Genomic DNA, 13,686 nt, shown 5'->3' with positions numbered 1-13,686 from the left:
TTATGGGATCGATCATGAAATGCAACCCTACAGAGCTGGAAATCCGCTGCCGCCGTGGGATTACTGCGGGCAGACAGCGAAATCGACTGTCGGGTTGGATTCGGCGATACCATAAGGGAAACCTGTTTTAATACCCTTATGGGCCTTTGCTCCATACGGTCAAAGCGACAAGATATAAGCAATTAAATCGTCAATCTCCTGGTCCGACAGGTCTGAAGTCCTGCCGTGAGTATCGCCCCGATTATAGGTTGTCAGTACCTCTTTGATGCTTTCGGCGCGACCATCGTACAGATAGGGCGCTGTTCGCCAAATCTCTGTTAGCGGCGGCGTTGCGAATTGACGAATGCCTCGCTCATCCGGCCCCAGTCCGACATCATACAGCTTGCCGTCTGTGTAATAGTCGCCGGTATGACAACTGCTGCATTGGGCCCTGGCAAAAAGCTGCTTTCCGCGGAGCACTGCGGCTTCGGATTCGGGGCCGTTTGCTACCTTGCGGGAAAGCGGCCTGAGTGCTTTAAGATAGGCATCCACACACATAGCGGTTTCTTCCGGCACGGACGCAAACTGAATAAAGCGAAACCCCGCACGCACCGCAGTCTGGGCGTTGGGACGAATGCCGGATATCATCACTGGCGAAACGGCGTGCGAAAACAGCATGCTCCGGCTGTTTTTGGGATTACCGATACCGTCATTCAGGAGGTCCCAGTTTAGAGCGTCCGCGCGGGCATCCGGGTGACAACTGGCACAGCTTTGCCACTGCTGGAAGCACAGTGCTGCATTGTGGAAGGCGATCTCGCCTCGGCGAATCTCGGACAGATTCACCTGCTTGTCGAAGGGAATGGATTGAACAGAGGGACTGCCCGTGCCAGTCCATTCCACCACTGCCAGGCTGTCGCTGAAGTAGTCTGCTGCAACAACGGTTTTACCCGAAATGGCTACACCTCGCGGGCCGCAGCCCGGCAGGCGGATTCGTCGTCGCAATCCGGCAAGAAAAGCCAGGTCATTGGGGATCGTGGTTAGACTCATGGAGACTTCGCTGACTTTCTGGCCGGCGGCAACCCGGCTGATTTTGTCATGCAGGGCCTGCCGGTCGATGATGCTTAGTTCATGGGTGCCTGCGTGGGTAACCACCAGCCACCCTCCATCTTGCGAACAGGCCGCCGCCCATGGATTGGCCGCACCCAGGTCTGCTTCGTCCAGCAGCACCGTCGTCAGCCAGATGCGTTTGTTCAAATCGATGATGCTCAGGGCGGCTGTATTCATCCAGCCGCGATCCACCTGGGTTGTCGGCACTCCGAAGCGGGCCAGCGTATGAGGAATATACGCATACTGTCCATCCGGCGATATGCAGACATCACGCACCCCCGTTGAGCCGTTGGGCAGTTGAATTGTGGTGATTGCCTTCAATGCCGCTGTATCGATGATATCGACCGCCGCTGCCACCTGGTTCTTCACGGCGGCCTGGGCAGGAAGATGATGAGCGACAATCAGCAGGGCATCGTCCGGAGTTAAAGCTGCGGCAATCGGCTCGCGGGCGACAGAAAGACGGGATCGAATTGTCCGCGTCTTGAGGTCATATGCAGCAACCTCGTTGTCAAATCGATTGCAGAGATACAGAGTCTGGCCGCCGGCGCAGACAACTGGAGCCGTTGGAGCGAAACCCGCAGGGATGGTCTCGGTAATCTTTTGACTCTGCGTATCGATAATGGCGATATGGCCGGGATTCTGGCCGTAAGTGACATACAAACGGTTGTGTGCTTCATCCAGTGCCAGCCCCGAAGGTGCCCCATCCAGGGAAATGGAATGCACGATTGCCCTGGACGGGAGGCTGACGATATCCATGCACTGCCCGGTATGCTGGACTACATACGCCAGATTGTCTTTCGATGATATCGCCACATCCAGCGGGGACCGATAAGGATAATCCTTGCCCAGCGGCAGCCCCTCAATACTTAGCGAAGTCGCGGCCTGTGGACTGGGTGAGGAAGAATCGGCGAGGCCAACAGCCGCCCAAAACGCTGCAAGGGTGGCTAATGCCATGCAGTTCAAGCCGATCATACGAAGGGTTTTTAAGGGTGTCCGTGCCTGCATATTATTTTCCGTTGCGGCTCTCGATCAAGGCCTGAATGTTGTTGCGTTCAATTTGTTCCATGGCCCGCCGTTTCTCAAGGAAGTGCTGATACTTGTTCTTATCTTCCTGCGACCATGCATTGGCTTCCATATAATCGCCGCAATAGGGTACACCCAGGTCAATCCACAGAGCGATAGTCTGAAGTTCACTGGCCGGCAGCGAAACGCCATGATGTCTCTTTTCCAGCATCTTGATTAGCGGGCTTATGGCGGCTCCGGTCGAGTAGGGCGGCTGGATTGAGGGCTCGGATTGCGGATGGACCCATCGAACCAGCCCTTCCGAAGGTGCACGGAATGCACCTAAAGAAGGTTCTGTCAGCGCCAGATACGCATCGCTCCAGTACCGTTGGGCATCCGGGTCGTGATTGGGCGTGCTCAATAAGCTGAAGGCCCGCCGTCTCCCGGCTTGCTTCGAATCTGATTTTGACTCGGGGGTCGGTCGTATCAGGGGATTATTTGCAAATCGGGAGTCCGTGCGGTCGTTGTGGCAGGAAATACAGCGGCGGTCCAGAATCGGCTGAACGCGCTTGATGAAGCTGAATCCCTCCACCGGCCCATCTGTTGGTTGAAGCGGCTGCACACCGGCACGCATGGCCTGACTGGCCTTGTGCAATAACGGTGCGGCCTGCTTGTTTTCGCTATGACAGCCGATGCAGGAGGAGATCTCTCCCGGCTGCAGCGTGGACCAGGATCGCATGGTCTGAACGGCGTACCCTTTGGCATCCAGGGCCTGAAAATACACCGGTGTGCGGGCCGGGACTTCAAACATCGCCGAGCCGTCCTCAAACACTGGGGCCTGCCCCAGAACGGTTTTGACATCCCAGCATCCGAAAACCGAAATCGGCGTACTGCTTAACGCGCCGCCGGCAGGGCCATGGTTTGTATTGCTGCCGATGCCGGCCGGACGATATTCCAGAGCAACGACCCGCAGATTTCGAATCGTCCCCCGGGCCACATCCTTCAAGCCCGGTCCTTCATAGATATCCTGAATGTAGTAAATGCCTGTTGTTTTCTGGTAATCCACGGTGCTGGGTCTGACATGGGGTCGTGGGCGTTCTGCCAGGATGGCCATCCGTCCGGTCGAAATTCCCTTGTCCGTGTCGATGTCCAGCAGCTCACGCCGGCCGTCTATATCCATCAGGTACAAGCCAAAAACCGTTCGATATCGTCCCAATTCGTTGTCTTCCCAGCCTCGCGGTGCATAACTGACCAGGAAATGGCGTTCGTCCAGCGGCCAGGGATACATAAATAAATCGCCATCCTGACCGTATGCGTCGATGCGTTCAGCCGGCGTTTCTCGCACGGGAGCGACTAGTTGAGCCCCCTGATTTTCCTGCCGTCCCCGTCCGGGATCCAGGATCCCCAGTTTGCCCGCCTGCAGGGAATGATGCCCGGTGAAAACTGCCATGACTTTCTGGGTCCCCGGGATGTGTCGGGCGTGAATGATTGTGGTCGGAAACCAGGAGTTATTTCCATAGAAGGCCGTCTGAGCCGTGCCGTCAGGAAACATCTGGAAAAGGCTCTGCGGAAAAATCTGTCCGCGGTCGTTATATTCCCATCGTGTGTAAAGAATTCGTCCGTCCTCGGTAACCGTGGGATAATTGGTATGCACCTGGTCAAAACCAAGCCGGCGTAAAAAACGTCCATCTGGCCCGCAGGTGTACAAGTTCGACACCTCCGTCCACCAGCAGTCCACAATCTGCACACACCGTGTGGAGTTAAACAGAATGTCGCCGTTGGGCAAAAACACCCCTTCATAATCGGCATGGCCCAGGTCATTTGTAATCGTTGTGACTTTGTGTGTATCCACCTCCATCAGATACAGCCCGTAGTCATCCTTTCGGTCGGATTTTTTCCACGAAAACAGGATATGCTTGCCGTCCCAGGAAGTATCCACATCGCGAATGACGCCATCAGGGGCATTCAGAAGGATTTCGACACGCCCATACAACCCTTCCATACGCAGCAGACATAACTGCGAACCGGGCAGAAACAGCCGTTCTGACTGTGCATCGCTGAGGCCTTCTGTGTAGGCATAGTGCGAACCGCCCATGTTATAATGGCGTGCAAACACAATCCCCTGGGGTTTCTTCTCGACCAGCGGCGTGAGTCGTTTTGCACGTCTTGCCTGGCAGGCATTCAGATACAACGCCGCCAGTTTCGTCTCGTCTTTGCCTGCGGCGGCATCCGTCAATTGCTGCTGAAGCGTTGTTCCTTCATCGCCAAGTTCAGCCAGGACACGCCGGGTCATTTGAACCCACCGGTCGAAATTGATAGTCGTTAGTAGAGTAGCCATTTTATCGCCAATCACAGCGGTTTGCCGCTGCGATCCGCCCTGGCCGCCGGCCGGTATGTGCGCCCATAGCGGTTCATCCAGCCCATCCTGAAGCATCCAGTCGCAAGCCAGCGGAAATCGCTGTTCCAACTGGCGCCATAGCCGGAGCGCATCCACTGTCTGGGCGCTGGATTGTTCCATCAGATAGGTCTTTGCGGCATGGAGGGAATTGACCCACTCGGCTGCGGTTGTGTCGGTTATCATAACCCCGGCCAGAGTCAAGCCGCCAAGCATGACATATCCGATACATAATTTCGTGAATGCACTGAGCAACAGAGGGCTTGATTTTCGGTACTGCCAGGCAGGGGCATTTGCGGGGGTAAAGCCTTGGTGGATTTGGTGTCTGGCTGCCTTACGGTTTGGAGTTGGACTTTGTTTTGTCACGATTCATCCTGGTTTTCGTTCCTGATGCCGTCTGCGGTTATCCAGACAGCTGTCGATCGGGGCACTCAACCCCGCCTGGGATTATACACCCCTATGGTATCGAGGGCAAGCGATTTGAAGTGTTTATCTGCAGTGATTTTACAGGTCCTAACATGGACCCAGCTGGAGTTTTCCCCTTTTAATATACAGGCGGATAAAATCATAGCTGAGGATACCTTAACGAACATGATCGACAAATATACCCAACAGATATGAGGATTCCGTGGCGGCTATAGGCCGCTTATATGCCGCGCGTACTCCCGGGGCAACGTTACCCTATGGTAGCCGCAGTGATAATGCTGCTGGACGTGGCGAGGAAAGCTCATTAGCCGCCACGAAATGGGATATTTCAACGAGGATTCAGTATACAAACCTGTGTTACAGTACGATTTCTAATATAATCAACTATAATCAACAAAATCATAAAATATTTTGTCACAAAATCTGCTTTGGAAGGGATGTCCCTATAGCCAATAAGGATCGACGATGAATAATCCTGAAAACAGCCAAAATATGTCCAAATACGAGGAATTCCTGAACCTATTCAGGACCAATGAGGATCGTATTTTCGGATTTATTCTGACATTCCTGCCCAACTTTGCCAGGGCTGAGGACATTCTCCAGGAAACCATGATTATCATGTGGCGCAAGTTTGATGAATTTCAACCCGGAACCAATTTTGCGGCCTGGGGGATCAAAATTGCCAGATATAACCTATACAAATTCCACAAAAACCAGCAGTCCGGCATCGTTCACTTTGACAGTAACGCCATTGAGGCCATCTCCAAAGAGGTTGCCGAAACGGACACCTGTAAAACAAACTCGTATATTGATGCTTTATTGCATTGTTTTGAGAAATTGGGCATTCAGAGCAGGCAGTTAATGCTGCTCAGATATGAGCAGAATTTCAAGGTGCCTGAGATTTCCAAGAAAATTGGACGCTCTATTCGGGATACCTACAGGATGTTGTCGCGGGTTCAGCACACACTCCATGAGTGCACATCCCAGACTCTGAAGGCGTGGGAGCAGCAAAATGGATAAGACGACCGAATTGCTGATTCATGAACTGGTCAATAAATCCCTCGAAGGGACGATTGTTCAGTCCGAGATGCACCAGCTCAACCAGCTTGTTGCCGGTGATCCGCAGGCTGCTGCGTATTATGTATCCTGCGTCCGATTGCATTTTGCCTTTTCAAAAACAGGGCCTCTGCTTCGAGAACATAGTCAGCCGTGTGCTTTGGATAGCGTTCATGTGCTGCAGGCATTTGCCGAATATGAAATGACTGCCCCGGGTGTTGAAATTCCCAAAATCCCGATTGAGGGCCATCCGGGACCGACTGCCGGAATCGAACAGGCCCGCGCTGCCAAAATCAGCAAAGCCCCGCTGATGACGGTACTGATTTCCTGTGCGGCATTATTGATGGTATTGATTTATATCTATATCAAGCCTGTCCCCATGGAAGTTGCGACGCTGACCGATGCGATGGACGCTCAGTGCTTAAATTCCAATATGATGCTGTTGCCGGGGGCACGTCTTCAGACGGCACAACCTCCGGTTATCCTGACGGGGGGTATTGTCAAGCTGCTTTACGATAACGATGTGGAAGTCCTGATTGAAGCCCCCGCCGAATACCAGATTGAATCCTCCGGCGCTATCCGTCTGAATCAGGGACGTCTTTTTGCCCGGGTTTCGGAGGCCGGAAAGGGCTTTTCTGTCTTCACACGCAACACCAAAATCGTGGATTTGGGCACGGAGTTTGGGGTGTATGCTGATCCCCTGAACAAGACCGAACTGCATGTCTTTAAAGGCAAAACCACTGCGACCGTTACTGTAAACAATACGGTTCAGACCATTGGCGTGATTGGCGGGCAGGCCCGCGAAATCAATGCAGATGGGCTGGCTCGGGAAATCCACTTGAAAAAAGAAGGTTTTGTCAGAGCGATCGACTCCAAAACGGATCTCGTCTGGCGAGGCCAGAAGCTGGATCTGGCAGATGTGGTCAGAAAAGGCAATGGTCTGGGCACTGGCAGTTCCGAACAGCGTTTGAATTATGAGAAGGGCTATACCACGGAGATACGGTGGGGACACACCTCTCTTTTTAAGACCTATCTGCCTATTGAAGATTCGCCATTTATTGATGGTATTTTTATTCCGAACGGCCATACCATCATCAGCAGCCGTGGGGATGTTTTTGAAGGGTTCCCGTTTACCAACGGCGTTTATTGTGCGGATTTAATTGCCAATCCAAAGCCCGGAACATTTGTGATTGATGGACAGCCCCGTACCATCCAGTTTGGCGGACAGGAGTATAGCGAACTTGGAAAATCCTGTATTGTCATGCAGAATTCGAATCACGGGGTCACGTTTGATCTGGATGCGATTCGCAAGTGCTATCACTTGAAGATTGATCGATTTGAATCCCAGGTGGGACTGGTCGATTTTGATGAAAAACGCTGTAATGCCAACTTCTATGTGCTGGTGGATGGCCAACTGCGGTATTCGCTCCTTGGGTATACCCAGAAAGGAATCCTGAATCGTGTTTTAGTCAACCTCAAGGATACGGATCGTTTTTTGACACTGGCGACCTCAGAAAATGTGGATCAGATCGATTATATGGCCAACAGTACACTTCATGAGAACTGGTGTGTTTTTGCCGACCCTGTGTTAGTACTGGAATCAGGCGATTCGGGGTTCTGATATCAGGCAGAAACCAGTGTGTAGCCGTAGGCTTAAAGCGTGGGATCGTGTCGAGACAGAATCTTTCGGGCAGGATTAGCGAAAGGTTTATAGGGATAAGGCAAGAGATCGCTGTGAGTATCGAAAAGTGTTTCGTTTAATACTGTTTTTTGGAGGATTTACAATGACGAAGACATGGTGTGCTGTAGTAGTATGTGTAGTGGGGGTATTGTCGTCCCTGGCCCTGGGCGACGTCAAGGTGGACGATCACTTTGATGATGGCGCGATCGGAACTAACTCTACGGGCATTGGTACCGGGTTTAATGCCTGGGACGGTCAATGGAGTGCCACGGTTACGGAAGCGAACTCTAAAGTAACCCTGAACAATCCGGTTCACGGCGGGTCCCGGTGTTCGATTGCCTCCAAGGATGGGGCGGCTCTGGGCAATGTCCTTTCGCGTTTTGAGTTTCGCGGTGTCAGCTTTGCGGTAGCCAATAACACCACCAGCGGATCGACAGCCCGAAACATCATCGGTGTCGAGGGCAGCTCTCTGGCCTTTGACTACGATAATGGACTGCCGACCGGATTCTGGATTCAATTTGAAAACAATTCGCTGACGACTGCCAGTGGCGCCGGCGGATGGAACGGGACGTCTGTCTTGTTTTATGAGGCCAATGACAACACCAAAAAAGTGCTGGCCACCTGGACCTTTGACACGCTGAACTGGAATACCGGCACACGCAACTTTGAGCCGGTGCTGGACATTACTCTGGACATCAGCCCCGATGGGTATGAACTGACGATTGAAGGCGATACGGTTACGGTGTTGTCGGGTTCGCTGGCCGGGTCATTCGCATCTGCCGGTTTCACGAATGAATTGACTATGGGGTATGCAGCCGCGTATGTCCAGTCGGAAAATCCCAATGTCAACATTTCCATTGATCGCGTTATTATTACCGAAGATGTTCCGACTAAGATTGCAATTGATAAACCAGCCCATAATGAGGCATTTGCACCCATTAACCAGGATCTGAGCTGGATCGTAATGGATCCGGCAGTCACCCATATCGATCTGTATTTCGGGCCGGAAAATGAACCGAATCTGAGCATGAAGCCCGCCTATAAGAAACTGTCCATGGCGCCGGCTGCGACGACGACCTGGGATACAGGTACTCTGGCATACAGCACGACATACTACTGGAGAGTGGATGCCTATGAACCCAATCTCCTGGGCGGACCAATGTTCAAGACAGTCGGGTCGGTCTGGAAATTCACCACCGTCGGTCAGTCGGCTACGGTCAGTGCGGTCAATCCCGCCAAGACTTTCGTGGATCCGGGAACCGCCAGTGTGGTTCTTTCGGTGACAGCTGCCAATGCCACCTCATACCAGTGGTATAAGGTCGGGACGCCCGATATCGCATTGAGCGACGGTGCCGATTATGCGGGAACCAAAACCAACACCCTGACGATCTATGATGTGCAAAGAGCCGATGAAGGACAGTACTATTGCCAGGTTGACAACGATCTGGCCGGAACCGATCCCGTCAAGAGTGCGGCAGGCCTGGTGATGACCAAGCGTCTGATTATTCATTACCCGCTGGATGAGGTCATAGGCGGGGTGTCTCCGGATGTGGTTGGCGGATTTGATATGAAGCTGATGACCACCGGGGCGGATTATCCCAGTCTGGTTGAGGGTGTCCCTCAACTGGGTCCGGGTTCAGCCCTGTCTTTCAATAACATCAACCCGGCCGATCCGAATGTTTGGGGGCAGTATGCCACCGCCGGCGATGTGGATATGGAAGCGATGGGCAATGGCCTGACGATTGCCTTCTGGGTTCAGTGGACTCAGAATAATACCAACTGGCAGGGTATCATCAATCGCCGAGGTTCCTGGAGCGGTGCAAATATGATGTGGCGCATCGACAAAAATCCCAGTACCGGCGAAATCAGTTTTGAGCGGGAAGGTGCCGGCGGCAGAGTGGCGACCAATCTGGTGCAGAATAATTGGCACTATATTGTGGCCACCTATGATATCGCCTCCGGGACGACCAAGATGTATAATAACGGCGTACGCATCTCAACGGCGACCGGATTTACCTACGGAACGGGTACTAATTCGGGATTCAAGCTGGGCTGCAATAACGATAACGCCAGCGAATTCTTCTGCGGCAAAATTGACGATGTCAAGATTTATAACTATGCCCGCAGTGCTGCCCAGATTGCACAGGACTATGCGGATATCATGGGCGTGTCAGTATGCAACAGAGAAGGTACGGATAATATGCGGTTTGATACCAATGGTGACTGCAGGGTAGATATTATCGACTTTGCAGAACTGGCCAAGGATTGGCTCAACGACAACCGGATTTATCCGCAGCAGTAAGTATGGTTTACACGGGTTTGGGGGCATTCTCGTAATGCCCTCAACCCCTTTTTTGGGGGAATCCGGAACCCGGATTTATGGTACATCCTTCAGGAATTATATTCCTAATCGGCATGATTATTCTGTGAGCAAGATAAGCACGTGGTTGAAGTAGCCGTACCGAGCCGTGATAAATCGGTAAATGTCAAGGACAATCGGTCTCATTGCATAAATATCTTTGGCGATAAGTGGTGTCATTATGATCAAAAAGAATCCATATCAAGCGTCTGACATTTACCATCTGGTTGTGCTGATGGTTCTTGTCTGGAGTGGCAGCGTGTATGGCTATCAAGGAATGGCGACGCCGAAATTACACGTTTCTGGACGATTCCTTCAGGATCCCAGCGGCAAGAACGTGCTTCTGCATGGATGGATGCAGCCGACCGAGACCTGGTTTAACGGCGGAGGGCGGTGGTACAGCAACCCGTCTGACTGGACGAATCCGGGTAATGTTGCCGGCTTTTTGAACTATATGAAGGCCGCAGCGACAGTCATGAGCGATACCTCTCCCAAATATGGTCGGGATTATGGATGGTATTGCAGCTTTGTGCGCGTCAATACCGATGCAATTGGCGGATGGACGCAACAAGATGGTCTGGTCAATCCCACCCAGTTTAATGGCTGGATTCAAAATTTCATTGTTCCCTATGCTGACCATCTCAGGCAGCGAGGCTTGTATCTGGTGCTGAGTGCTACAGGGCCGATTAACACCCCCAATAACGGCACCCGTAATGCGGGTGTTGTGGAGCAGCAGCGATTAATTACGTTTTGGCAGACAGTGGCCGGTGCTCCAGGCGTCAAGAGCGCTGACAACATTATGTTTGAGCTTATGAACGAGCCGGTTGATATCGAATCCTCGCCGGGCAACGGCGACTGGGGCAACCACCAGGCCAAATACTTTGAGGCCTTCAGAAACTGGATACAGCCTGTCATTAATGCGATTCGGGATACGGGCGCAGACAACGTGATCTGGGTTCCGACCCTCGAATGGCAGGGTTCACCTTATCAGCATGCCTTATATCCCTTTACCGGAACCAATTGCGGTATCGCCTGCCATTTTTATCCGGCGTATGGCGGTGTGTTCGACAATCCCACGAAAGTGCAGAACCTGTGGAACTCGCAGTACAAACCTGCTGCGGATTTGTGGCCGATGATCATTACGGAATGTTTCTGGTTTCCCATGCCGGAAGACCCCTGGAACCTGTGCAATGGAACCACTGCGGGGTTCGGCAATGCGATTAAAAAAGCCATAGATAACCAGGGTAACGTCTCCTTCCTTGTCGGTTTTCTTGGAGATCTTCTCGATAATCTGAACAATAGTCTTCCTGCGGATTGCAGTCTGAGTTCAAGAGAGGGGGCACAAGCTTATTTTGACTGGCTTGCGACCTATACCTGGGCCGCACCGACCAATCGCCCGATGGGATTGAGCGCGACGATGATTCTGGATACGCAGGTCAACCTGGCCTGGACGGCTGTGCCCGGAGCGACCGGTTATACTATTAAACGTTCCACCGTCAGCGGCGGGCCTTATGCTGTGATCGCCGCAAACATCACAACAACAAGCTTCTGCGATACGGATGTAGCCGGAGGTGTGACGTACTATTATGTTGTCAGCGCCACTATGCCCGACGGTGAGAGTCCCAACAGCAATGAGGCAATTCCGTCCAGAGTACGTACCTATTTGAAATTCAATGAATCCGGCGGCACAACGGCTTTTGATGCCACCGGCTACAACTGGAACGGCACGCTGGTCAATGGTCCATTATGGGCGACTGGAAAGTTCGGCAAGGCAGTTGATCTGGACGGAACCAATGACTATGTTTCTTTACCGACAGGTGTGGTTGGTGGCCTGACCAGCTGTACGATTTCCGCATGGGTTTACCTGGATACGCTCAGCAACTGGTCCCGCCTGTTTGATTTTGGCACGGGAACCACTGTCAACATGTTTTTGACGCCGCGGAACGGGTCAACCAATACGGTGCGTTTTGCCATCACTACCGGCGGCGCTGGTGGCGAACAGCGGATCAATGGTGTCTCTGCCCTGCCTGCAGGTGCCTGGACGCATGTGGCCGTTACGCTTGACGGTACGACCGGCATTCTATATGTTGACGGCGTAGAGGTCGGACGCAACAGTGCGATGACGCTGACGCCATCCTCACTGGGCATTACGACTCAAAACTATATTGGCCGGTCGCAATACAGCGACCCGTATCTGGATGGGCGTGTGGATGAGTTCCGGATTTATGCGAATGCCTTGAGTGCCTCCGAGGTGGCGATGTTATATGCCGAACAGATTCCAATGAGTGCGCCGTCTGTGCCAACCGGGTTGAGTGCAACGGCGGTATCTCCCGGCCGTGTTGACCTGATGTGGAATGACTCTGTTGGGGCAGTGACTTATAACATCAAACGCTCAACCGTCTCTGGCGGACCATATATGCAAATTACCAGTGTATCAGGAACCGACTATAGTGATACCACTCTGTCCGAATCGACGACGTATTACTATGTCGTCAGTGCTGCCAATAGTGTCGGCCAAAGCGGCGACTCTGTTCAGGCTGCTGTCACAACCCTGGCTGCTCCGCCTGCGGCACCTTCGGGGCTTTTGGCGACTGCCGGTGATGGTATTGTGAGTCTGACGTGGAATGCCAACTTGGAAAGTGATCTGGCGGGGTATTATGTATACCGATCCACCGAAGCGACAGGCGGATATACACGCCAGAATGAGGTATTGCTGAATAGTCCGACATTTACGGATCGCGTTGTTCGTTACTACACGACTTATTACTATGTGGTGACGGCTGTGGATAAGGACTTTCTGGAAAGTCCTGTATCCAGTCCGGTCTCGGTTGTGCCGATGGATCCCGGTGCGGTGGTGCTCAGTGCAGCGGATTTTGAGAGCGGATTTGGAGACTGGATCAACATAACCGGCGAGGATTCTCACAACTGGACTCGGAATCAGTCCAGCACCCTGACCCCCAATACCGGTCCCAGCGGCGGGGCGAATGGAAGCAGCTGGTATGTGTATCTGGAAACCTCTCCGGGGGGAGCCAATACGGCGGGGAATACGGCCATTCTGCAAGGTCCGATGATAGATGGTTATCACCGCGTGCTGACGTTTTATTACCACATGTATGGAGCGACGACCGGCATGCTGCATGTGGATCTTTTGCATGACGGGGTCTGGCATAACAGCATCTGGAGCCGCAGCGGTCAGCAGCATGCCTCCTCGTCGGAGGCGTATACGCCGTGCCTTGTGAATCTGATGAATTACCCGGGACCGCTTCGGATTCGATTCCGAGCGGTAGCGGCAGGGGGGCCGACGGGGGATATGGCCATCGACAGTATTGCGGTGACAGGGCGGTTGCTTTACGGCGACTTGAACGATGACACGCAGGTGGATCTGGATGATCTGGCGGAGTTTGCTGCCTGGTGGCTGCAGACCCAATGCAGTCTGGATTTGGATGGCAACTGCCTGATCGATCTGTATGAATTCGCCGCATTCGCCCAAAACTGGATGAGGGATTAGTTCCCAATAGACGAATCCCGGATGGGATTGTCCCCCTGGGATGCCGATTGCATGGGTTTAAGGTAGTCTGCGGCCAGCCGGCAAGCAAAGGTTTTTTATTGCGACCAGAAGCAAGGTACTGCATTCAGAGGGATGCAGTACCTTTTTTTGTCATTTCATACCGCAGTGGGACT

General features: G+C 52.8%; 7 protein-coding genes. 5 read left to right on the top strand and 2 right to left on the bottom strand.

Annotation, left to right across the window (positions count from 1 at the left end; translation table 11 throughout):
- The first annotated feature begins 2 nt into the window (after positions 1–2).
- Positions 3–131: a hypothetical protein gene (locus ACQ9LF_RS01895; RefSeq protein WP_462487668.1), complete on the top strand. Its 129-nt coding sequence runs from the start codon at positions 3–5 to the stop codon at positions 129–131.
- Positions 132–159: 28 nt separating this feature from the next.
- On the opposite strand, the gene ACQ9LF_RS01890 is transcribed toward ACQ9LF_RS01895, so the two are convergent.
- Together ACQ9LF_RS01890 and ACQ9LF_RS01885 are read right to left on the bottom strand one after the other, a co-directional pair.
- Entirely contained in the window at positions 160–2,091 is a 1,932-nt protein-coding gene (locus tag ACQ9LF_RS01890) for a c-type cytochrome (RefSeq protein WP_462487667.1), read from the bottom strand.
- A gap of 1 nt (position 2,092) precedes the next feature.
- Entirely contained in the window at positions 2,093–4,849 is a 2,757-nt protein-coding gene (locus tag ACQ9LF_RS01885; protein ID WP_462487666.1) for an HzsA-related protein, read from the bottom strand.
- 525 nt (positions 4,850–5,374) lie between these two features.
- Between ACQ9LF_RS01885 and ACQ9LF_RS01880 the strand changes: the two genes are divergently transcribed.
- The 4 genes from ACQ9LF_RS01880 to ACQ9LF_RS01865 all read left to right on the top strand — a co-directional run bounded on the left by ACQ9LF_RS01880 (position 5,375) and on the right by ACQ9LF_RS01865 (position 13,513).
- Positions 5,375–5,929, top strand: coding sequence for a sigma-70 family RNA polymerase sigma factor (locus ACQ9LF_RS01880; RefSeq protein WP_462487665.1), 555 nt, complete (start codon positions 5,375–5,377; stop codon positions 5,927–5,929).
- A complete protein-coding gene (locus tag ACQ9LF_RS01875; RefSeq protein ID WP_462487664.1) occupies positions 5,922–7,586 on the top strand; it encodes a FecR domain-containing protein in 1,665 nt (554 codons plus the stop codon). The genes ACQ9LF_RS01880 and ACQ9LF_RS01875 overlap by 8 nt, the downstream gene beginning before the upstream one ends.
- 163 nt (positions 7,587–7,749) lie before the next feature.
- Positions 7,750–9,948: a LamG-like jellyroll fold domain-containing protein gene (locus ACQ9LF_RS01870; protein ID WP_462487663.1), complete on the top strand. Its 2,199-nt coding sequence runs from the start codon at positions 7,750–7,752 to the stop codon at positions 9,946–9,948.
- A gap of 238 nt (positions 9,949–10,186) precedes the next feature.
- The gene (locus tag ACQ9LF_RS01865) at positions 10,187–13,513 is read left to right on the top strand and encodes a LamG-like jellyroll fold domain-containing protein (protein ID WP_462487662.1); all 3,327 of its coding nucleotides are present in this window, start codon (positions 10,187–10,189) and stop codon (positions 13,511–13,513) included.
- Positions 13,514–13,686 lie beyond the last annotated feature (173 nt).

This window comes from Anaeroglomus insulsum (assembly GCF_050689095.1).
GTDB lineage: Bacteria > Planctomycetota > Phycisphaerae > Sedimentisphaerales > Anaerohalosphaeraceae > Anaeroglomus > Anaeroglomus insulsum.
This window is presented reverse-complemented; position numbering and strand designations above follow the sequence as displayed.